Genomic DNA, 23,695 nt, shown 5'->3' on the forward strand with positions numbered 1-23,695 from the left:
TCAGCCATTGTTGATGATGGTGTTATAGGGTAAATTGCTGCAACATCGGTAAACGCATAAGCAACGTGTGCTGCAGCTGTATTACCGTCCATAGTTTTAGTTTTTCTCATTTAATAAGCCTTCTTTCTTTAATGATATTCTAAAAATGTGTTTATAATTTTTTATTGAAATTGTAAGTAAGAGTATTGAATTAAAAACAACTTTACAATTAGGAACAATAACTTTCTAGTTAACTTCATGCAAGACTAGCTAACGCTTTTGACATTAGCTAATCATCATAGACTTTTATAGTCTATGTATTTAAATTTTATTTAACCAATTTTTTTCCCATTTCTTCAGCTAAAGCTAATTGTTCATTAGTAGGAGCTTCATTAACGGTTAAGCTTTGTGTAACATTAAATTCATAATCACCCATTAAACTTATCCATTTTTCCATAAATTCTCCATTATCCCAACCATATGATCCAAATAAACCTGTAACCATATTATTAACTGGGAGTAATTTAAATTTATCAATAAAAGGCTGCATTTCTTTTTGATCAATTCTATTATTATCCATTGATGGACTTCCAAATGCAACTACATCTGCACCAGTTACGTCTTCTACAGTAGCTTCGCTAACTAGTTTAACTAGAACTTCTGCACCTGCATCCTTTGCACCCTTAGCTATATGATTAGCTAAAACTTCAACATTCCCACCGTTGCTCAAATAAATTATCGTCAATTTTTTCATTGCTATCACCCCATACTTTCATATTTATAGATAGTTATTGTTACTACTTAATTATACATCAAAACAAAAAATATTCAAGTTTTTTGTTATAATTAATGTGAAATGATGTTATTTTGTTAATAGTCCTTATATTTCCCTTATATTCTAACAATTATTGGTCTAACTTCTATAAAATCATAAGGGTGTACTTTCTTTACCTTTTCCTGTATTTTTCTATTAAGTCTACTATCAAGTCAATACTTTTTGAAGTTTCACTGTGATTCATATTTTCAATATATTTGTTCCTTTGTTTATATAATTCTTTTATTTTTATTTCTAAATTTTCTGGTGTTAACTCCTCATCTTGAATAACCAAACTATATCCACTTTTTTCAAAAGATCTTGCATTAAGTATTTGGTCACCACGGCTTGCCTTAGCGGACAATGGTATTAGCAGATTAGGTTTTTTTAATGCTAGGAGTTCAAAAATCACATTTGCTCCAGCTCTTGACACCACAATATCTGCACTAGCCAATAAATGAGGTAATTCGTCTTTTGTATATTCAAACTGCTTGTAACCATTTTTACCTTGTAGTGATTTATCAATATTACCACTACCACAAATATGGATAATATTATAATCTAAATTTAATTTTTTAAGACTTGCCCTCACTACTTCATTTATAACTTTAGATCCTAAACTACCACCAATAATCATTAATATTGGTTTTTTATTTTTAAAGCCACATATTTCCATTGCTTTTACTTTACTTCCTTCGAATAATTCACGCCTTATAGGGTTACCAGTTACTACTCCTTTTCCATTTTTTATCTCATTTAATGCTTCTGGAAAAGTCACACATACTTTTGTACAATAAGGCGCTACTAATTTATTTGCAAGTCCCGGTGTAATATCACATTCATGCGCAATAACTGGAACTTTGTTAAAAAATGCAGCAAGCACAACAGGCACAGAAACAAACCCGCCCTTAGAAAATATAATATCCGGTTTTGATTCTTTAATTATTTTTTTTGCTTCAAAAATCCCTTTAATTACTTTTAAAGGATCAGTAAAATTTTTCACATCAAAATACCTTCGTAGTTTCCCACTAGATATAGGATAATATTTTATATGTTCATCCTCGATTATTTTCCTTTCAATTCCTTCTTTTGTACCAATATATTCAATTTCATAACCCAACATTTTAAGTTTTGGTACAAGTGCAAGATTCGGTGTTACATGCCCTGCAGAACCGCCACCAGTCATTATTATTTTGTGTTTTTCCACTTTAACACTCCTTTTAAAAAACATGTTTCTCTCAGTATATTCTACATCATTATATACTAACTTATATAAAAAGTTCTAGATTTATCAAAAAATACGTTTACAATAATATTATAAACCATATATAATTTTCAAAACTACCCTTCAATTCACTAAAATAAAAATATATTATCCGGATAAACTACTATCATCAAATAATTTTAAAATAAAAAGGAGGCAATTATTATGACAAGTAGAAATAGACAATTAGTACCAGAGGCAAGAGCAGGACTTAATAAATTTAAAATGGAGGCTGCTCAAGAAGTTGGCGTTGATTTAAAGGAAGGTTACAATGGTGACCTTACTTCAAGACAAAATGGATCAGTAGGCGGACAGATGGTTAAAAAAATGGTAGAACAATACGAGAAAAACCTATAATCTAAAATTAATTAAGAGGTATATGCTAGTCATATACCTCTTAATTTAGATATTTGGCCTAAGCAATAAAATAATCTAATTATTTATATTATATTAAAATATTAGAAAAATTGGTAATTTATAATTTATAATATTATATTTTCCTAATTATCCTCCAATACTCTATTATATATTTTTAATTTCTGCACATGATACTATCAGAACCAAAATATATCATAGAAGGAGTGATTGAAAATGTCAAATAAAACATTAGTACCACAAGCAAAAGCTGGACTTAACAAATTTAAAATGGAAGCTGCAAAAGAAGTTGGAGTTGATTTAAAGGAAGGTTACAATGGCGATCTTACTTCTAGACAAAACGGATCTGTTGGCGGACAAATGACTAAAAAAATGGTAGAACAATACGAAAAGAATTTATAAGTTAAAGTTTTAAACTAGTTAAAAAATAAATTATAAGAGGAGTGGTTTACAATGTCAAATAAAACACTAGTACCACAAGCAAAAGCTGGACTCAACAAATTTAAAATGGAAGCTGCAAAAGAAGTTGGAGTTAATTTAAGTGAAGGTTACAATGGTGATCTTACATCTAGAGAAAACGGATCTGTTGGCGGACAAATGACTAAAAAAATGGTAGAAGCTTACGAGAAAAACTTATAATATAAAATTCTAGCTTAGTTAAGAGGTATATGCTAGCCATATACCTCTTAACTTTTTTATTTTAGCTAAATTACATAGACGTACATTTTTTATTTATAATTATCAAATTGAATATATTTTGACTTATATTTTTAAACAAAATTTAGCTGCAAATTTGTCTGTTGGTGAATATTAGTATTCGATGTTCTACTTGGCTTATTTCCCTTAACTATTCTATTATATATATCTGATTTATGCACAAGATACTATCATGACCCAAATAAATTTATAGAGGAGTGATTAACAATGGCAAACAGACAATTAGTACCTGGAGCTAAAGCTGGATTATATTCATTCAAAATGGAAACTGCAAAAGAATTAGGGGTTAATTTTTCGGATTACAATGGTAACTTAACTTCAAGAGAATGTGGTTCTGTTGGTGGGCAAATGGTCAAAAAAATGGTAGAACAGTACGAAAGAAATTTATAATCTTTAAATAAAAAACAATGGCTCATAAATAATGTGAGCCATTGTTTTTTTAGCACCTAAGGTGCTGATTTAGCTAAGTTTAAATTCTAAAATCTTTAATTGAATAGATTTCCGTCCATTATATTCATTAATTTGAGGTGAGAAAATTAAGTCTAGTTTCATTCCCCTTGGACTTTGAAGATAGCTCAAATAATCCTCTGAGTACCTATCTTTGAGCATTTCTATAAATTCTTCTACTCTGTTAAAACAGATTCCATAAATCCATTTATTTAGGCCAGGCATTAGAAATTTTATTTTTAATGTATTAGCATTTTTGCCTAGGATATCTATTTTTAAAACACTTACATTTTTTTCTGCAAGCAGTGGAGACGGATTTCCTTTACCGAATGGCTCTAAAAGTTCTAATTCATTAACCAACTCGTAATTTATTTTGGCCAGTGACATTCTTTGATCTATTCTTACCTTAGGAATAATATCATCATAAGTAAGGATACAATTCTCATTTAACCTTTTCCTTAGTTTTTCTATGTTTTCTTCTTTTATAGAAAGACCTGCTGCCATTGGATGACCTCCAAATTTTTCAAGTAGCTCTTCACATTTTATTAATTCTTCAAACAGATTATATTCATTAATAGATCTTGCAGAACCTTTTGGATCTTTTTTCCCTTTAGTTAAAATAATTGTTGGCACGTTAAAAGCTTCTCTAACTCGGCCCGCTACAATGCCTGCAATACTCTCATGAATAGTGTCTTTGTAAATCACTAAAACTTTATCATTTTTAAAAGTAGAATGTTCAATGAGTTCTATAACCTCTTCGACATTTTTCGTTGTCATCTCTTGCCTTTTTTGATTAAGCTCAAATAATATTTTAGCGTAATCTTTTGCTCTATTTTCATCTTCGCATAATAGAAGTTCCACAGAGGTTGCCGCTGATTCCAGTCTACCAGTAGCATTTATACATGGTCCTATTTGAAAACCAACATGATAACATTTTATTTCTTTGTCATTTATACTTAAAATTTCCTTTAGATATTTTAATCCCATATTTTTTGTGTTTGTTAACATCGCTAAAGCATTTTTAGCAATTATTCTATTTTCATCTATTAAATCTACAACATCACAAATCGTACCTATTCCTGCAATTTCTATAAATTCGTTAACAAACTTCTTGTCAATACCAAATTTTAGATACAATGCTTCAACAAATTTAAAAGCAATTCCTGCACCACATAATTGTTTAAATGGATAATTACATTCTTTTTGTTTTGGATTAATAACCGCATCAGCGCATGGAATCTTAAAAATCCTTGTACCTAAAGTATTTTCTTCAAATTGAAGTTCGTGGTGATCAGTTATTATTACGATCATGCCTAGTTGTTTTGCAAGTTCAACTTGCTGGATGGCAGCAATTCCATTATCGCAAGTTAAAACTACGTTAAAACCTTCGTCATGTAGTTTTCTTATCCTATCGCTATTTATACCATAACCTTCATGTTCCCTATCCGGTACATGATATTTTACGTTTGCACCACATTTTTTTAATGCTTTGAACATTATAACAGTACTCGTAACACCATCTGCATCATAATCTCCATAAACCACAATTTTTTCTTTGTTTTCAATAGCTAGTTTAATTAAATCAGTCCCTTTATCCATATCTTTCATTAAAAATGGATCATATAAATCATCTAAACTAGCCCTCATAAACTTTTTTATATCTATTTCATTATGAAATCCTCTATTTACTAAAATTTTAGCAGTAACTTCACTTACTCCTGAGATTTTCGCTAAAGAACTTATGTCTCTAGTTGTATTCCGTAATAACCACTTTTTCTCCATATTTATAGCCTACTTCCTAGATTTGGCATCAGTACTTGTATCGTTGCATTTACTAAAACTTTATTTACTACTTCCATTATTTCATCTTCACTAATGCTATCCATCTCCTCAAATTCCGAGAATATTCCAATACTCCCTCTATACATAACTTCATATACACATAAATTCATGCTAGTTTGAATAGATTTTTCAAGGCCTAACATCTTTCTTAATTTATAACTTTTACATAACCTAAACATACATTTTTCATCAAAGACGCCCTTAAGCTCTTTAACTTTTTCTAGTTCTGTATTTATGATTCCTATAGCCCTGCTCACATTTTCCATAGAAGTTCCTAAAGATATTGTAAATAGTTTTATTCCAACTTCGTTTTTAATAATGCTTCCAATATCATATACTAGGCCTCTTTTAGTCCTAACCTCATCAAACAATATACTGCTTGTACCATCCCCGAAAACTAAATTAAATAATTTAAGAGCACTAATTTCTCTTGTATTTAATTCATGAATTGAAAAACAATATTGAATTTTGGCACCTTGAAGATCATCTCTATATTCAAAATAAGTACCCTGTTTGTTATTTTCATATGTATATTCTTTATCTTCATTTTTACTATCTAAATTAGAATTTAAATTGCCCATATACTTCTCAACCATTTGTGAAACTTCGCCTATATTCATAGGTGATATTATACTTATAACGCAATTATTTAATCTGTAATATTTTTCATAAAAGTTTTTAATTTGTTTTATTGTTATGTTTCGTACGCTTTCCTCCGTCCCTATTATTAAATTCTTTAACCTTCTATTTTCAAATCCATTATAAAACATGGTATCTTCACAGAACTGCGCCGAATCGTCCTTCCATTCTTTTAATTCTTCGCAAATCACTTCTATTTCCTCTTTAAATCCATTATCAGAAAATAAAGGGTTAACAAGTATATCTGCGTAAATTTCAAGACCCTTCTCAAAATCCACATCTAAGGTGGTGCCATAATATACAACGTATGGATAGTTTGTCATAGCATTGCATTGCCCAAAAGTTTCATCGCATAATTTGTTTATTTCATATTCGGTTCTTGAAGTAGTACCCTTAAAAAGCATATGTTCCACCACATGAGCAATTCCTAGCTGCTGGTTTTCCTCAACATTTGCCCCGGCATCAAATCCTATTGTAAAGGAAGTCAAATTATTTTTGGATTTCTCGTATAATAATTTAAGCCCATTTTCAAGTATTATTTTTTCCATATAATCACCTTCGTTTTATATTCTTTTTATATTTGTATGTTTTTGTTTTATTTTTTTTTGTTTTGGTATACACTATTATTAGTTTAAATATAATAATACAATCAAAATAAGAATTTTGACATAATTTTTTTTATGAAAAGGTGGTGGCTAGTTTCTTAAACATATTTCATTTAAGAATAATATTTTATGAATAATAAAAATAAAACATATAAATCCTTAACTCAATTTATTAAATATGCTTTTATTGGTGCTATTAACACCATAATAGACATTTTCATATTAAACATCCTGTCCTTTTCAACAGGTATAACTCATGGAAAAATGTTATTTGTTTTTAACATCATTGCATTTAGTGTTTATTCCGTTTGCGGTTATTGCTTAAATAAAAAGTTCACTTTTGCAGAAAATTCCCATAATTCGACTTACTTTGAATATGCCTCAGTGTTACTATTTGGCATGATTCTTAATAGCTGTATGCTAGTAATACTAACAAGTAAAAATCCTTTAATACATTTTTTCCCAACAGGAGTTAACATAATAAAATTAAATCACTTGTGGTTTAACATATGTATTTTAACAGATTCTATTACCATAGGATTTTTCGGATTTTTAATTAACAAGTTTTTTGTTTTTAATGAAAATAAGACACGCTAAAGTTAAGTTTTATTTAACTTTAAGTACATGTCTTTTTTTATTTGCAAATATGTTTTACTTGTGATTTTTTTCAGATACCAATATAACATTTTCCACATAATCGTCAAGTAACGCACTTGTTAAGTTTTTACCTCTGCCAGCTCTATTTTGAACGTTTATTTCACCCAGTTTTATAGTCTTTTTTTCACCTTTAAATGAACAAACTATTAAACTTAGATCATCCATAGTATTCTCAATTGTTTTATCAGGACAATCTCCATTTTTAACCTTAGCTCCTACTAAATCTACAAATATAATTTCATCATTTTCTTTTAAACTTATTCCTGTTACCCCTGATGCACCTTTGCCCATAAAATTAATGGAATTCACATTAAATCTTATGCACATTGCTTTTTTTGTAACAATTACTACATCTTTTTCCACATTATCTTTATTGATTTTTACAAAAGCTAATTTATCTTCTTCCGTTTTAAGTTTATAAACTAGAGACGATCGGAAATCTCCGTCTATTTCACTAAGTTTTAACCTTTTTGCAATCCCTCTCTTTGTAAAGAAGTATATACTTTCGTCTCGTGCAAAATCATCAATAGATATTATTTCAACTATTTTATCATCGATATCAAAATTATCAAGCAAATTACTAATATCTGTACCTTTTTTATCGATATTCTCAATCATATAGCTAGGTAATTTATGAACAATTCCTTTCCAAGTAAATATAAGTAACATAGAAGATGATTTGGTATATGTGCTCAACTTAGCCGCACTCTTTCTACTAGAAACTTTTATAACACCTTTAGGATTTATACTGATATTAAATATTTTATAATCATGTTCTTTTGTAAATTCTAATTTTATTACTTGGTCAGTTTGATTAAGATTAAATAGTTGCGTTCCTACTACATTTCTATCTACATTTAAAAGTTTTGGCTCATCTAAAGAAAATTCTAACCCTTCTTTTGTAGATATATTTATATACGCTTGTTTTCTTTTTGCGGTGTTTAACCTAACATCGAAAAGTTTTTCATTTTCTCTTAACCTTAAAGCTGATAATTTAGAATAACTTGTACTGTATTTATCTAAACTAGTCTTCTTTATATTACCCTTATTTGTAAAGAAAATAAATTCTTTCCCAGGGGTTAAATCTGTGGATAGAAAAGCAGCTATAATTCTTTCCTTAATTAAATCAATTCCGCGAATAAGCGTATCAATCCTCTCACCTTTTTCTTTCCACTTATATTCTGGCACTAAATCTGCTTTTACTTGATACATATTTCCGTTCTCAGTAAAGATCATTAACGTATCTTTAGTATTGGTCTGTAGTAAATATGTATTAAAATCTCCTTCTCTATACTCTATATCCTCTATGTTGATATTAGACCTATTATAAGATTTCATTGGAATTCTTTTTATATAACCATCGTTAGATAAAGTAATCATGATATCCTCTACTACTATTAAGTCATCTACCTCTATTTTAGCTTCGTTATCATCTTCAATGATTTTTGTTCGCCTAGGATCATTATATTTTTCTTTTATCTCCATGATTTCTGATTTTATTATTTTTAAAAGTTCTTTCTCATTTCCAAGAATTTTTTTATAGCCGGCAATTAAAAGTTCTAGTTTTCTATATTCCTTCATAAATATCTTCAGTTCAAGACCCGTTAACCTGTATAACATAAGTTCAAGTATTGCTTCAGTTTGAATAACTGAAAATTTAAACTTCTCAATAAGGTTAAGGCCTGCATCTTTTTTAGATTTTGAAGCCCTTATTGTTTTTATAATTTCATCCATTACGTCGATTGCTTTAATAAAACCTTCTACAATATGAAATCTATTTTCTGCAACTTCAAGTTCTTTTTGGGTTCTTTTAGTTACTACATCCTTTTGATGATTTAAGTAATGCATAAGTATTGTTTTAAGCGACATAGTTTGAGGTTTACCATTTGCTAGTGCTACCATATTAAAAGGTATATTACATTGAAGTTCTGTTTTCTTCATTAGATATTTAAGTACCTTAGTTGCAACTTCTTTACTTGTGGATTTCTTAAATTCAATTACAGACCTAAGCCCAGTTCTATCAGATTCATCTCTAATATCAACAATTGACTCTAGAGATCTTGAATGTCTTTTATCTGCGGTCATATCAGAAATAGATTGTAATAATTTCGCCTTATTTTTTCTATATGGAAACTCTGTAATGACTATGCCAAAACGTCCATTTTCTAGAACATCAATACTCATTTTAGATCGTAACGTTACCTTACCTTCTCCAGTCTCATAAGCACTTTCTATAGCATTTTTACCAATTAAAATGCCCCCTGTTGGCAAATCTGGTCCTTTTATGTGTTTCATAAGCTGTTTTGTTGTAATTTCAGTGTTATCCGCATAAGCCAGTAGTCCATCAATTACCTCACCAAGATTGTGAGGTGGTATATTAGTTGCTATTCCTACAGCAATACCAAATGTTCCGTTTACTAGCAAATTAGGATACCTTGATGGAAGAACAGATGGCTCCTTTTCTGCACCCGAATAATTATCTACCATTTCCACAACGCCTTTATCTATATCCCTTATCATTTCAAGGGCAATAGGTGAAAGCCGTGCTTCTGTATACCTCATAGCAGCTGCATTGTCGCCATCTTGACTTCCCCAATTTCCATGTCCATCTATTAATGGTTTTCTCGTTGCAAAAGATTGCGCAAGTATTACCATAGCCCCATAAACTGAAGAATCTCCATGTGGATGATACTTACCAAGAATATCTCCAACTATTCTTGCTGATTTAAAATAAGGCTTGTCCGGAAAGGCCCTTAACATATATGCTCCAAAAAGAATTCTTCTATGTACTGGTTTTAATCCATCACGTACATCTGGTAGTGCACGTTCTCGGGCAACCTCTACAGCATATGGAAGATAATTATCTGGCATTGCTTCTTCTATTGGTGTCATTATTATATTATTATCTTTTGGTACTTCAACTTTTTTTGCCATTTAATAAATCCCTCCTAAATTATCGTTAGAACTCAGCATATTTATACATGTAACTTTTTCTAGGTGCGACTACATCTCCCATTAGAAGTGAAACCATCTTCTCTGCTTTTGCTGCATCTTCTATAGTCACCTGCTGAAGGGTCCTAGTAGTTGGATTTAGCGTAGTTTCCCAAAGTTGATCTGGATTCATTTCTCCAAGACCTTTGTATCTTTGGATTAAAGCTCCTTTTCCAATTTCTTTTTTTGTCTTTTCTAATTGTTCATCGCTATATGCATAACTTGCTACTTCGCCGTTTTTAGTCTGCTTATAGACCTTATAAAGTGGAGGCATTCCCATATACAGATGCCCATTTGCAATTAGCGGCCTCATATATCTATAAATAAAAGTCATCCATAATGTTCTAATGTGATATCCATCAACATCCGCATCACTTAATATAATTATCTTATCATACTTCAAATCTTTTTCATGATAATTCTCAAGAACTCCCGTCCCAATTGCGGTATTGAATATTTTAAGTTCTTCACTAGCTAAAACATTCTCTAGCTTTTGTTTCTCAGTATTCATAATTTTACCTTTAGAGGGCATTATAGATTGAAACCTTCTATCGCGAGCTTGCTTAGCACTTCCACCAGCTGAATCCCCTTCAACCACTATAAATTCTGTAACTTCCGTATCCTTTAACGTACATACCGCAATTTTACCTGCAAGCGGTGATGCTCCCTTACCTATTTTTTTTCTCTCAGCTTCATTAATTTTTTTAATCTTATCTCTCCTTGATGCTGAAGAAATAGCATTATTTATTATGTTAGTAGCCATCTCTTTGTTGTCTTCTATCCATTCTAAAATTTTAACAAAACATAATTCATTCATCATGCTATATGCTTCATTGTTTCCTAATTTACTTTTAGTTTGGCCTTCAAATATTGGATTACTAATTTTTATTCTTACTATTGCTGTCATTCCTTCTCTTAAATCGGCACCTTCAAATTCTTTATCTTTCTCTTTTAAAAGATTAAGTTTCTTAGCTCCTTCTTTAAAAGCCCTTGTCATACCTGTTTTAAATCCAGTTTCATGAGTTCCTGATTCTGTTGTTGGTATATTGTTAACATAACTTGCAATGTACTCTGTAGTAGAATCAGTAAATTGCATACAAATTTCTCCGTATAATTGGATGCCGTTTATTTCTTTCTCACCTTGGAAATACACGGGAGCTTTATGAAGCAAAGTTTTACTCTCATTAAGATAATCAATAAAATCTAAAAGGCCTCTGTCAGAATGATACTCTTTTACTTCATTTCCTTCGTTTCGGTTATCAATAAATACTAAAGTAATTCCTTTATTTTGAAACGCAAGTTCTTGTAATCTTTCATCAATAAAATCAGAATTAAATTCTAAAGTGGTGAATACATCCTTATCTGGCATAAAGGTAACTTTACTACCTGTATCTTTTGTTTCACCAACTATATCAAGCGTGCTCACTGCAGTACCAGGCATAAGCCTTTTAAGCTCATCATCATAAGCATATTCAAACCTTTGAGTAAAAACTTTTCCTTTTTGCTTTATCTCAACTTGTAACCACTCTGATAATGCATTTACAACTGCAGCTCCAACGCCATGAAGACCGCCGGATATTTTATAATTTTTATTATTAAACTTTCCCCCAGTATGAAGCTCGGTAAATACCATTTCCACTCCAGATTTATGTTTTATAGGGTGTATTCCTGTAGGAATTCCCCTACCATTATCAACAATAGTAACACTTTTATCTATATTTAATATTATTTCAGCTCTATCGCCATAACCATTAGCTATCTCATCTATAGAGTTATCTAAAATTTCCCATATACAATGATGTAGACCTTTGCTTCCTGTAGACCCTATATACATACCTGGTCTTATTCTTACAGGCTCTAACTTTTCTAGAGAAGTTAGGTCGGTTACATCATATGTTTGAATTTCCTCATTGTCTAAACTCGTAAATTTCCCTAAAATCATAAAAATCCTCCAGTAAAATTTTATCACACATTTGTTATTCTATATGTTCTTTGGCAAAAGGTAAAGAGATTTAAATAAAAAAATAGAACGTTAGTTTCTATTTATGATGATATTTTAGTTTTTTTATAGCGTTTTAACCTACTTATTTACAAAGTTATTGACCGGCGAAGTAACTTTCTCCTGCCGGCCATTCATTTAATTACCTATAATTTTGGTGCCAAAGTTTCTATTATTATTGGTTTATTAGTTGGTGGCAATAATGCCGCTGCGATTCTCACCAAATATTTTAAACTTTCATCATCCACATTAATTTGAAAGTTTAACGAGGTAGTCCAACCTTTTGCTATCTTAATAGCTTCTTTTTCCTTAAATGTATTCTCGCTATTTCTATAGTTATTTTCTACAAACTGCACTGCCTTTGAAACAATTCTAATAATTTTCTTCGCATTTTCAGGTGTGGATTCATTAGTTGCAAGCGAACCAAGTATTATATAAGCAAGACCAAAGTAATCTTCTTTTAGATTAATGTCTTTATCTTTTAACAAATAAGCTAAATAAGCAAGACCTGCTACTAAAAGAATAATTAACACATATTGTATAATTATTTCTACCATAACGTACCCTCCTTAATTGAATTTATACTACTTAAGTATGCGATTCAAATAAAAAAGGGTACATTTATTAAGAAAATTGTTGAAATATTAAGTTGTAGCCTTACGTTCTAATGTTAAAAAACTATATGGTATTGTTTGGTTCTCATCAATATATCCGATTTCCTCAAGTTCACTGCTCCACTCCAAATAATTCAGCTTTGGGAAAAATGTATCTGCATCATATGTTTTTTCTACTTTCGTTAAGTGTATTTTATTACAATAAGGAAGTAATAACTTATAAATCTCTCCTCCACCTATAAGAAAGTATTCTTTATCATCCTTTAAAGATGATAATAATTCCTCCTTAGAATGTAAGACAGTCACCCTATCATCATCTACTACAAAATTCTTATTTTGAGTAATAACTATATGATGCCTGCCAGGCAGTATACCAGGAAGCGATTCGAATGTTTTCCTTCCCATTATTATGGTATGTCCAGTTGTAATTTGTTTAAATCTTTTTAGATCCTTTGAAAAATGCCAAAGCAGGTTACTCTCTTTACCTATAGCAAAATCTTCTCCAATTGCAACAATACATGTAAGCATTATACAGCCACGCTCCCCATATTTATTTTTCCAAGGTGCTTATAATCTATAAGTTTAACATCCTCAGGGGTAAAATCATAGAAATCCTTAATTTCCGGATTAATCCAAAACTTAGGTGCCTCTAGCGCTTCTTCTTTTCTTGAAAGTTGTACTTTTAAACCTTCAATATGATTTTCATATATGTGTGCATTGTTTATAACGTGAGTAAATAGTCCCGCCTTAAGGCCCGTAACTTGAGCTATCATATGAACCAAAACAGCATATTGACTTGTATTAAATGGTACTCCAAGAGCCATATCTCCAGACCTTTGTACTAACATGCAATTTAGTTTTCCGCCGGTTACATCCCACAAAGTTAAAAAGCAGCAAGGTTGAAGTGCCATCTCAGGAAGATCCTCTATATTCCATAAGTTCATCATCATTCTTCTGTCTTGAGGATTATTTTTTAAAGCCTCAATAAGAAGATCAATTTGGTGGTATTTAGCTATTTGATATCCATAAGCTTTGCCTATAGTTCCGTCACCGTCTGCCCACTCGTCCCATATATGTACATTTTGATCTTGAAGTTTTTTAACGTCATTTGATTGGTCTTTAAATATCCAAAGTAATTCTTTTACTGCGGTTTTAAATGCAACAAATTTAGTTGTAAGTATTGGGAATTCTTCTTCTAAGTCAAATTGCATAATCTGATGAGGAAGTTTATACGTTGCAACTCCCGTACGATTTTGATCATAATATCCTTTTTTAATAATTTTATCAGCTATCTTAAGGTATTGTCTATCCATTTCATTTAACATATTTATCATTAGTGAGAATTGGCACGTGTTGCGTCCCCCTTCTCACTAAATATTCACATCCTCTCTAAACCTTGTATATCATATTAATGCTCTAATTTTAATTTTACGTACACATATTACATATTAACACACAAATGGCTAACCTCATACTTATTAATTCGAATCTAGTTAATCCATTTGCTTAAACTGCATTATAGTAACCCCTTATTCTAAAAAATATAGCTAAGGAAACTCTTTCCTTAGCTATACAATGGTTTATTAAAATTAAATTTTTACTATATCCACAAGAGTCTCAATGTGTGGTGTGTGCGGGAACATATCCATTAATATTACCTTATTAACCTTATATCCTCTGTCAATCATTTCTTTCAAATCAACTACAAGGCTTTTAGGGTTACAAGAAACATAAACGATATGTTTTGCATCAAATTTTATTACATAATCAAGTGCTGTAGGATGAACTCCTGCTCTTGGAGGATCTAAAATAATACTATCCGGCTTATATTTTACCTCTTTTATAACTTTTGCAATGTCACCAGCTATAAACTCACAATTATCTAATCCATTAATTTTGGCATTTTCATTAGCCGCTGCAACCGCTTCTTCTATTAATTCAATTCCCAAAACTTTTTTAGCTTTAGCTGCAACAATTTGCCCTATAGTCCCAGTTCCACAATATAAATCAAATACTACCTTATCGCTAGAATCACCTAAAAAGTCTCTAACTAAGCTATAAAGCTTTTCTGCTCCTTTTGTATTGGTTTGAAAAAAAGCAAAAGGATTAATTTTAAATTTAAGATCTAATAATTTTTCAATAATATAATCTCTTCCAAATAATATTTCAGTTTTATCAGATTGAACAATATCCGATAAACAATCATTAGATGTATGTATTATTCCTGTAATAGTTCCATCACATTTTAATTCTTTGAGAAAATTTGTTATTTCACTTAGATCAAAATCTATCTGAGTTGTAGTTACAATATTCACTAAAATCTCACCAGTGTTTTTTGCCTTTCTAACAACTAAGTTCCTTAAATAACCCTCATGCTCCATTACTTTATAATGTGGCAATTTTAGTTCTTTAAAATAACCTAATACTAGTTTTAAAATTTCTCTAAAATCCACATCCACAATTCTACAATCATCAACAGTAACAATGCTAAAGCTTCTGCCTTTTGTATGCATACCTAAAGTTAGTTCGCCATTTTTTAGAAAATCTCCAAATGTGAATTCCATCTTATTTCTATATTCAAATACTTCAGGACTTCTTTCTATACCTAAAAATTCGAAATCTTCTATTTCTGCTTCTTCAAACAGCTTTAATACCTGTTGTTTTTTGAAGTCCAATTGTTTTTCATAAGAAAGGAATTGATGACTACAACCACCACAAAATTCTGTAATAGTACACTTAGGCTCAATTTTATAGTCTACATCCTCAAGTATTTTTACAAGTTTTGCTTCAACACCTATTTTTTTCTTTTTTGATACTTTAGCAATTACCTTTTGTCCTGGCAATGTGTTTTTTATCAAAACTTTTTCACCTTCGTGATATGCTATTCCTTGTGATGGGAATTCTAAGTTTTCTATATAAAATTCGTATTCTTTTCTTTTTTGCATATTATTTACTCAAACTCCTATCTTCTTGTAATAATTAACCCAGCTATTTTTTTACCAATTGTGGCAGACTTTTTTGAACTTTCCATGATACTCATGTATAGTAACATAACAACTACAAAAACTATAAATGACATTTGAAATTTCTGAGTTATAGAAAATCCTGATAATTTAAGCAACATATCAGCCGCGTACACTCCTGCAGTTGTTATAACCCCTACAAGTATTATATCTATGAAACTAGCTTTAAATGCATCTATAAATCTAGGCTTTATCCCTTTATTACCCTTTGATTCCATAAGTTCTTCACCTCTCCTTGAGTATTTATCGTCTATATTATTTAAATCTTCAATAGTTTTCCCATTTTCCGTTTTTTCGTTTTGTTCTAGCATGTCAAATCCTCCTAACATCGTTATTTATAATAACGTTTATTTTATTAACTCCTTAATGGTGGAAATTTTATAATTTTTTACTCCCACTATACATAATACGTATTTATGTCCTATAAATCAATAGCTTATTGAATGCTCACAGAATTATTTTAAATGACACTAATTAAAGAAAGAAGAAAACCAGTATTTATAAGGTTTTCTTCTTTCTTTAATTAGATATTTGATCTCATTTCACTTGTATTATTCCAAACTTCCTAGGTTATAGTATTTAGATAATGTATTAAACCCTGATTTCTCTAATTTAGCCAGCACTAATTCATGAATAACATCAAAACTAATAGTATCCTTTTGAAGAGCTTTAATACTTATTTCAACATCTTCAGCAATATTATCAATATCTGACTCATTTAAAGGTTGATCGGCATCATCGGAAGCCCTATATATACTAGTTTTTATTTTACTTAAATCAAAATCTTGAACTCTACCATCTCTTTTTAAAACTTTCACACTTATCATCTCCTATTCAATAAATATCCTTTACAATTAAATGTTATATTATTACCTTTTTCTATGTTCATTCCTAAAATTTACTAATATATTACTATCATATAGAATGTACTCACAATATTCAAGTTATTTTAATAAATACTGTGCCAAAAATATGACACTCACATTTTAAAAGATAATTTATTACCTAAGGAGAGAACTCGCCTTCACTTATAATCTATATTTTCTTAATTCTATTTTCCTATATCATTTCTATAATACATTCCATCAAATTTAATTTTTTTCATGTCAACATAAGCCGTTTCTCTTGCCTCTTCTAGTGTTCCACCAAACCCCGTTATTCCTAGTACTCTTCCACCATTTGTTCTCATAGTTCCTTCATCACAAATCGCTCCTGCTAGAAATAACTTGCCTTCTAATTTGTCTATTTCACATATTTCAATTCCTTTATTGTAACTACCTGGATACCCTTTTGATGCTGCAATTAGGCAACAAGAGAACCCATCATTCCATTGTAAATTAAAGTTTTTAAGGTCTCCTTTTAAAGCGCAAATTACGAGCTCTATAAAATCACTGTTCATAAGTGGAAGAACTGCTTGTGTTTCAGGGTCTCCAAATCTTACATTATATTCAAGCAAATATACACCTTTTTTAGTTATCATTATTCCAAAAAATATTATGCCCGTATAGTCCATCTCTTCCTCTTGAATTCCAATAAGCGTAGGAGTTAGTATATTTTTGTAAAATTCATCTAATACTTCTTTATTGCAATATGGATTTGGAGCTATTGCTCCCATGCCACCAGTATTAGGTCCTTTATCATTATTAAATATCTGTTTATGATCTTTTGAAGATACAAAAGGAATTATAACCTTGCCATCTGTTATAGAGAGAATTGATGCTTCTACACCTTCTAAAAACTCTTCAATCACAATTTTCTTACCACTGCCTTTAAATATATCTAATACCATAAAATCATTTATACTTTTTTTAGCTGTGGCAAACTCATTACAGATTATTACTCCTTTACCTGCAGCTAAGCCATCTGCTTTAATTACTACAGGATACTTACAGTTTTTCAAATATTCTATAGCTTCATCTTCTTTCTCAAAAACTTCATATTCAGCTGTTTTTATGCCGTATTTTTTCATGAATTCTTTAGAATAAGATTTACTTCCCTCAAGTTGTGCAGCTTTTTTACTTGGTCCCAATATGTTTAGTCCGTTTTCTTTAAACTTATCTACAATCCCTTGTACAAGCCATTCCTCTGATCCAACTATTGTAATATCTATCTTATTATCTATAGCGAACGCTAATAATTCATCCATTTTTGTAATATTAATGTTCTCACACTTTTCCTCGCGACTAGTTCCACCATTACCAGGAGCGCAATAAACTTTCGAAACAGTAGAATTCTCTAATGTCTTTACGACTAAAGCATGTTCGCGTCCACCTGACCCAATAATTAACACTTTCATATAAATCCATCCCCTTTATCTATATAAATTAAAATTGATGGAATAACTAAGTTATTCCATCATGAACTTAAGCCGTTAAAATTCTATTTTAACGACTAATTTATCTTAATGTTTAAAATGTCTTATTCCAGTAAACACCATAGAAATATCATTTTTATCACACGCATCTATTGATTGTATATCTTTAATAGAACCACCGGGTTGAATAATCGCTTTTATATTATATTTTGCAGCAAGCTCAACAACATCTCCAAATGGAAAGAATGCATCTGATGCAAGGATTGTACCATCTCCTGCTCTTTCTAATGCTTGCTCTGCTGCCCATATTCTATTTACCTGCCCAGCGCCAATGCCCCTAGTTACTCCATCCTTAACCACTACTATAGCGTTTGATTTAACATATTTCACTACTATCATAGCAAATATCATATCTTTCATTTCATTATCTGTTGGGCTTTTCTTAGTAACTATTTTTATATCTTCCATTAATTTATTATCTGCACTTTGCACTAATATTCCGCCATCCACATTAACTATATTCTTTGTGCCAACTGCTTTGCTTAAACATTTTATAATTCTTATGTTTTTCTTTTTTTCTAGAACCTCTAGTGCGTCATCGTCAAAATCTGGAGCTATGACTACCTCTAGAAATATTTTTGCAAGTTCTTGCGCTACTACTTTATCTACCTTTTTATTAAATGCAACAATACCTCCAAAAATAGACATTGGATCGCAATCATGTGCCTTTTTATAACAATCAAGTACGCTTGTACCTGTGGCTACTCCACAAGGTGTGTTGTGTTTTAACGCGCAACAAGCAGTTTCTTCAAATTCACATACTACCTTCCATGCAATATCCATATCTTTTATATTATTATAAGATAATTCTTTGCCATGCAGTTGCTGGATATCCTTCATTGCACCACTTCCCGCAGCAGATACATAATAAGCTGCACTTTGATGAGGATTTTCGCCATATCTCAGATCCATTTGTTTTTTATATGATATAGAAAGATAGTCTGTATATGAATCTTCTCCAAGTAAGAAATTACTAATAGCTGAGTCATATGCTGATATTAAATTAAACACTTTGCCTGCTAGGTGTTTTCTAGTGTCAAAATCTACTTTTTCTTTAGCATCCATCTTTTCTATAATGTTTTTATAATCATGAGTGTCACTAAGTACAATAACATCCTTAAAGTTTTTCGCTGCTGCTCTGAGCATTGTTGGTCCACCGATATCGATAAATTCAACTTTTTCCTCAAAACTTATATCTTGCGAAACCTTATCAAAAAAAGGATAAAGATTAACTACTACCATATCAATAGTGTTTATACCTTTAGCTTTAATTGTTGCCATGTGCTGCTTATTATCACGAATTGCCAGTATTCCACTATGAATAATTGGATGTAATGTTTTAACTCTCCCATCTAATATTTCTTCGAATCCTGTAACATCAGAAATTTCCGAAACTTTTATTCCATTTTCTTTTAAATATTTAAAAGTTCCACCTGTAGATATAATTTCCACACCGTTATTTTGAAGTGATATTGCAAGTTCTAAAACATTATTTTTATCAAAAACACTAATAAGTGCTGTTTTAATCATTATTATTCCACCTTTCCAATAGCTAATACTTTTCTTCCATCAATTTTTATTGCTTTCTCACTAATTAACTTAATAGCTTCTGGTAATGCCTTATGTTCCTGAGCAAGTACCCTTTGTTGTAAATCTTTTGCATCATCCGCAGCATAAACGTCCACAACCTTTTGGATTATAATCGGACCTGAATCTGTACCTTCATCTACAAAATGTACAGTGCACCCAGAAAATTTAACGCCTATCTCTATAGCTTTTTCATGAACTTTTAATCCATACATCCCACCACCACAAAAAGATGGTATAAGGGATGGATGAATATTAATAATTTTATTTTTGAAAACCCCTAGAAGTTCCCCTTGAAGTATAGATAAAAATCCAGCAAGCACTATTAAGTCTACTTTTCCGTCAACAATCCTTAATATTTCATCTGAAAGCCCAGTGCCTAATTGTTTTCTATCTAATATATAAGTATTTATATTTTTAGATTTTGCTCTTTCAACTCCATAAGCATTTTTTTTATCGCTGATTACTGCTTCTATGGAGCAATCGAGGTTTCCGCTTTCAATATTATCTATTATAGCTTGAAGATTGCTTCCGCTTCCTGATACCAGTACGGCTATTTTAAGCAAACTCCGCCACCTCCAGCTTCAACATGACCAATTTTATATGCTCTATCACCTAAATCATCAATAGTTTTTATAACTTTTTGAGCATCTTTATCTTCAACGCATAATACATATCCAATTCCCATATTATAAGTATTAAACATATGTTCTTCTGTTACACCAAGTGAAATAAGATGATTAAATATATCTGGTCTATTAAAACTATTTTTATCTACTACTGCTGTGAAATCACCATTAAACATTCTTGGTATGTTTTCATAAAAACCACCACCTGTTATGTGTGCCATTCCTTTTATATCAAATTTATCCAAAAGATTTAATATAGTTTTCACATAAATTCTTGTTGGAGTTAAGAGTGTTTTACCTATTTTTTCTCCATTAAAATCTTTATCTAAATCTGGTATTAATTTTCTAACTAGTGAGTACCCATTGCTATGAAGGCCTGAAGACTCAATTCCAATAAGTGAATAACCGTCTTTAATAGCAGACCCATCAATAATTTTGTGCTTATCAACTATACCAACAGTAAACCCTGCCATATCATATTCGCCATCTCTATAAAACCCTGGCATTTCAGCAGTTTCGCCGCCTATTAACGCGCAATTAGATTGAATGCATCCATCAGATACGCCTTTAACAAGCTCTGATGATACATTAGAATCTAATTTACCACAAGCTATGTAATCTAAAAAGAAAAGGGGTTTTGCACCATGACAAAGGACATCATTAACACACATAGCAACGCAATCAATTCCTACAGTGTCATATTTTTTCATTCTAAAAGCTATATCAAGTTTTGTTCCTACTCCATCAGTACCTGAAACTAAAATAGGATTTTTATAACCTTCTCCTATTTCAAACATACCAGCAAAACTTCCTAAATGATTTAAAACACCTTTTGTAAATGTTGCCGCTGCATATTCTTTAATAAGTTTTACTGATTTATATCCTTCTTCAATATTAACACCTGCATCTTTATAAGTTATCATAAATATCCCCTACCTTTCTATTCTCTCTTGTTCATCTTCATATGGAGCTGATACTGGATATGTACCATTAAAACAGCCTAAGCAAAATTCAGTATGTCCTAATGTACTAAGTAATCCATCTATACTTAGATACCCTAGGCTATCTGCACATATATCTTGCCTTATTTCCTCAACTGTGGTATTAGATCCAATTAAATCTTTTCTATAAGGTGTATCAATTCCAAAATAACATGGATATTTTACTACTGGTGAACAAACCCTAAAATGAACTTCTTTTGCTCCAGCTTTGCGCAGAATATCAACTAATCTTTTGCTAGTAGTTCCGCGAACTATTGAATCATCTATAAGTATAACTCGCTTGCCTTCTACATTTATCTTTAACGCATTTAATTTTACTGAAACTGCACGTTCGCGAATTTCTTGAGTCGGGCTTATAAATGTTCTACCTACATATCTGTTTTTTATAAGGCCTATGCCAAAAGGTATTCCAGATATCTCAGAATATCCAATCGCTGCCGCAAGGCCTGAATCTGGAACTCCTATAACCATATCTGCATCTACTGGAGATTCTTTATACAGCTGCTTTCCAGCTGCCACTCTTGAAGTGTACACATTAATTCCATCAATTGTACTGTCTGGTCTTGCAAAATATATATATTCAAATGAACAAGTTCCATTTTTAGTTTTCTCAGCAAAATTAATGGATTGAAGTCCGTTTTTATCAATTATTACTATCTCACCAGGTTTAACATCTCTTAAAAATTCAGCACCTACCGCATCAAGTGCGCAACTCTCGGATGCAATAACATAACTGTTGCCTATAGTTCCTATGCAAAGAGGTCTAATACCGTTTTGATCTCTAACACCTATTAGTTTATCCCTTGTAAGCATAACTATTCCATAAGAACCCTTAACTGCTTGTATTGCATCCACTACAGCTTTTTCCATACCTCTTTTTGCGCCTCTAGCAATTAAGTTTAATATTACTTCTGAATCTATTGACGTTTGAAACATATAGCCACAATCTTCAAGCAAATCTCTTATTACCTCAGCGTTTACTAAATTACCATTATGAGCTATAGCAATGTCTCCAAGTTTAGATTTACTTAAAAGTGGCTGTGCATTTTTAACTTCACTACATCCAGATGTTGAATATCTAACATGACCAATAGCTGAGTAACCCTTCATTTCTTTAAGTTTTTTCTCATTAAAAACATCACATACAAGTCCCATGGCCTTTTCACAAGTAAGACTTACCCCATTAGACAAAACTATTCCAGCACTTTCTTCTCCTCTATGTTGGAGAGCATAAAGTCCATAATAAGTTAGAGTAGCGACGTCTAAGTCTTTATCAGTTGCAAAAATCCCAAAAACACCACATTCGTCTTTAAACTTGTCTTCATCATTTATAATTACTTCGTTTAATCCTACAGCTTTATTCAAAGAAATACCTCCTCTTTATTCTTTTATAAACATCACTTAGCTTTGCTTAATTCTGCTTAATATTTCCTCGTAAGCCTCTGTAACATTTCCTAAATCTCTTCTGAATCTATCTTTATCTAGTTTTTCTCCAGTTTTAACATCCCAAAATCTGCAAGTATCTGGTGATATCTCATCTGCCAAAATTATTTCTCCTTTATATCTTCCAAATTCTACTTTAAAATCTATTAAATCAATTCCTTGTTTAAGGAAAACTTCCTTTAAAATATCATTTATTGCGAAAGCCATTTTATATATTTGTCCGAGTTCCTCGAAAGTAATAAGATCCATAGCTACTGCATGATAATCATTTATAAGTGGATCTCCTAACTCATCATTTTTATAACTTAATTCAATTACTGATATTTTAAGCTTCGTTCCTTCTGCTATACCATACCTTTTTGCCATACTACCAGCTGCTACATTTCTTATTATTACTTCTAAAGGTATTATTTCAACTTTTTTGCAAAGTTGTTCTCTTTCGCTTATTTTTTTAATAAAATGAGTTTTTACGCCCTTTTTCTCTAATATTTCAAATAACATAGTAGTTATACTGTTATTTAAAACTCCTTTTTTCTCAATTTGTGATTTTTTAACACCATTAAATGCTGTTGCATCATCTTTGTAGTATACTCTAATCTCGTCTTTATTGTCTGTGCTGAATATTTGTTTAGCCTTTCCCTCATATAATAATACTGATTCTCCCATTTACAACCACTCCTTAATATTTAATTTTT

At 30.9% G+C, this 23,695-nt stretch carries 23 protein-coding genes; 5 read left to right on the plus strand and 18 right to left on the minus strand.

Annotation, left to right across the window (positions count from 1 at the left end):
- Positions 1–307: 307 nt before the first annotated feature.
- Positions 308–733 carry a flavodoxin domain-containing protein gene (locus ACREVX_RS06270; protein ID WP_431543312.1) on the minus strand — a complete coding sequence of 142 codons (426 nt, stop codon included), beginning with the start codon at positions 731–733 and terminating at the stop codon, positions 308–310.
- 193 nt (positions 734–926) lie between these two features.
- Entirely contained in the window at positions 927–2,000 is a 1,074-nt protein-coding gene (gene murG / locus ACREVX_RS06275; RefSeq protein ID WP_431543313.1) for an undecaprenyldiphospho-muramoylpentapeptide beta-N-acetylglucosaminyltransferase, read from the minus strand.
- Positions 2,001–2,222: 222 nt separating this feature from the next.
- On the opposite strand from murG, the gene ACREVX_RS06280 reads away from it, so the two are divergent.
- The 4 genes from ACREVX_RS06280 to ACREVX_RS06295 all read left to right on the plus strand — a co-directional run bounded on the left by ACREVX_RS06280 (position 2,223) and on the right by ACREVX_RS06295 (position 3,539).
- Positions 2,223–2,414, plus strand: a complete 192-nt coding sequence (locus tag ACREVX_RS06280) for an alpha/beta-type small acid-soluble spore protein (protein WP_431543314.1) — start codon at positions 2,223–2,225, stop codon at positions 2,412–2,414.
- A gap of 234 nt (positions 2,415–2,648) precedes the next feature.
- Positions 2,649–2,834: an alpha/beta-type small acid-soluble spore protein gene (locus ACREVX_RS06285; protein ID WP_216146287.1), complete on the plus strand. Its 186-nt coding sequence runs from the start codon at positions 2,649–2,651 to the stop codon at positions 2,832–2,834.
- A 51-nt stretch (positions 2,835–2,885) separates the two neighbouring features.
- A complete protein-coding gene (locus ACREVX_RS06290; protein WP_431543315.1) occupies positions 2,886–3,071 on the plus strand; it encodes an alpha/beta-type small acid-soluble spore protein in 186 nt (61 codons plus the stop codon).
- A 285-nt stretch (positions 3,072–3,356) separates the two neighbouring features.
- Complete coding sequence (locus ACREVX_RS06295; RefSeq protein ID WP_431543316.1) at positions 3,357–3,539, plus strand: alpha/beta-type small acid-soluble spore protein; 183 nt, start codon at positions 3,357–3,359, stop codon at positions 3,537–3,539.
- Positions 3,540–3,608: 69 nt separating this feature from the next.
- Here the strand turns inward: ACREVX_RS06295 and recJ are convergent, their stop codons facing one another.
- Complete coding sequence (gene recJ / locus ACREVX_RS06300) at positions 3,609–5,378, minus strand: single-stranded-DNA-specific exonuclease RecJ (RefSeq protein WP_431543317.1); 1,770 nt, start codon at positions 5,376–5,378, stop codon at positions 3,609–3,611.
- A gap of 2 nt (positions 5,379–5,380) precedes the next feature.
- A complete protein-coding gene (locus tag ACREVX_RS06305) occupies positions 5,381–6,625 on the minus strand; it encodes a M16 family metallopeptidase (protein WP_431543318.1) in 1,245 nt (414 codons plus the stop codon).
- A gap of 186 nt (positions 6,626–6,811) precedes the next feature.
- Between ACREVX_RS06305 and ACREVX_RS06310 the strand changes: the two genes are divergently transcribed.
- Entirely contained in the window at positions 6,812–7,279 is a 468-nt protein-coding gene (locus tag ACREVX_RS06310) for a GtrA family protein (RefSeq protein ID WP_431543319.1), read from the plus strand.
- A 54-nt stretch (positions 7,280–7,333) separates the two neighbouring features.
- Here the strand turns inward: ACREVX_RS06310 and ACREVX_RS06315 are convergent, their stop codons facing one another.
- The 14 genes from ACREVX_RS06315 to purC form a co-directional block, all read right to left on the minus strand.
- Positions 7,334–10,273 (minus strand): DNA topoisomerase IV subunit A, encoded by a 2,940-nt coding sequence (locus tag ACREVX_RS06315; protein ID WP_431543320.1) that lies wholly within the window; start codon positions 10,271–10,273, stop codon positions 7,334–7,336.
- Between the two features lie 25 nt (positions 10,274–10,298).
- Positions 10,299–12,272, minus strand: a complete 1,974-nt coding sequence (locus tag ACREVX_RS06320; RefSeq protein WP_431543321.1) for a DNA gyrase/topoisomerase IV subunit B — start codon at positions 12,270–12,272, stop codon at positions 10,299–10,301.
- Between the two features lie 203 nt (positions 12,273–12,475).
- A complete protein-coding gene (locus ACREVX_RS06325; protein ID WP_431543322.1) occupies positions 12,476–12,886 on the minus strand; it encodes a hypothetical protein in 411 nt (136 codons plus the stop codon).
- An 87-nt stretch (positions 12,887–12,973) separates the two neighbouring features.
- Positions 12,974–13,471 carry a dihydrofolate reductase gene (locus ACREVX_RS06330; protein WP_431543323.1) on the minus strand — a complete coding sequence of 166 codons (498 nt, stop codon included), beginning with the start codon at positions 13,469–13,471 and terminating at the stop codon, positions 12,974–12,976.
- Positions 13,471–14,268 (minus strand): thymidylate synthase, encoded by a 798-nt coding sequence (locus ACREVX_RS06335; RefSeq protein WP_431543324.1) that lies wholly within the window; start codon positions 14,266–14,268, stop codon positions 13,471–13,473. The genes ACREVX_RS06330 and ACREVX_RS06335 overlap by 1 nt, the downstream gene beginning before the upstream one ends.
- Before the next feature lie 264 nt (positions 14,269–14,532).
- Complete coding sequence (rlmD, locus tag ACREVX_RS06340) at positions 14,533–15,888, minus strand: 23S rRNA (uracil(1939)-C(5))-methyltransferase RlmD (protein WP_431543325.1); 1,356 nt, start codon at positions 15,886–15,888, stop codon at positions 14,533–14,535.
- Positions 15,889–15,905: 17 nt separating this feature from the next.
- Entirely contained in the window at positions 15,906–16,277 is a 372-nt protein-coding gene (locus ACREVX_RS06345; RefSeq protein ID WP_431543326.1) for an RDD family protein, read from the minus strand.
- A 240-nt stretch (positions 16,278–16,517) separates the two neighbouring features.
- The gene (locus tag ACREVX_RS06350; protein WP_431543327.1) at positions 16,518–16,784 is read right to left on the minus strand and encodes an ATP cone domain-containing protein; all 267 of its coding nucleotides are present in this window, start codon (positions 16,782–16,784) and stop codon (positions 16,518–16,520) included.
- A gap of 233 nt (positions 16,785–17,017) precedes the next feature.
- A complete protein-coding gene (gene purD, locus ACREVX_RS06355; RefSeq protein WP_431543328.1) occupies positions 17,018–18,262 on the minus strand; it encodes a phosphoribosylamine--glycine ligase in 1,245 nt (414 codons plus the stop codon).
- A 105-nt stretch (positions 18,263–18,367) separates the two neighbouring features.
- A complete protein-coding gene (purH, locus tag ACREVX_RS06360; RefSeq protein ID WP_431543329.1) occupies positions 18,368–19,870 on the minus strand; it encodes a bifunctional phosphoribosylaminoimidazolecarboxamide formyltransferase/IMP cyclohydrolase in 1,503 nt (500 codons plus the stop codon).
- 2 nt (positions 19,871–19,872) lie between these two features.
- Positions 19,873–20,493, minus strand: a complete 621-nt coding sequence (gene purN / locus ACREVX_RS06365) for a phosphoribosylglycinamide formyltransferase (RefSeq protein WP_431543330.1) — start codon at positions 20,491–20,493, stop codon at positions 19,873–19,875.
- A complete protein-coding gene (gene purM / locus ACREVX_RS06370) occupies positions 20,481–21,479 on the minus strand; it encodes a phosphoribosylformylglycinamidine cyclo-ligase (protein WP_431543331.1) in 999 nt (332 codons plus the stop codon). Before purM ends, purN begins: the two co-directional genes overlap by 13 nt.
- 9 nt (positions 21,480–21,488) lie before the next feature.
- Positions 21,489–22,922 carry an amidophosphoribosyltransferase gene (purF, locus tag ACREVX_RS06375; RefSeq protein ID WP_431543332.1) on the minus strand — a complete coding sequence of 478 codons (1,434 nt, stop codon included), beginning with the start codon at positions 22,920–22,922 and terminating at the stop codon, positions 21,489–21,491.
- A 36-nt stretch (positions 22,923–22,958) separates the two neighbouring features.
- The gene (gene purC, locus ACREVX_RS06380) at positions 22,959–23,666 is read right to left on the minus strand and encodes a phosphoribosylaminoimidazolesuccinocarboxamide synthase (protein ID WP_431543333.1); all 708 of its coding nucleotides are present in this window, start codon (positions 23,664–23,666) and stop codon (positions 22,959–22,961) included.
- Between the last annotated feature and the right edge of the window lie 29 nt (positions 23,667–23,695).

This window comes from Clostridium sp., from assembly GCF_050717545.1.
Classification (GTDB): Bacteria; Bacillota; Clostridia; order Clostridiales; family Clostridiaceae; genus Clostridium_AD.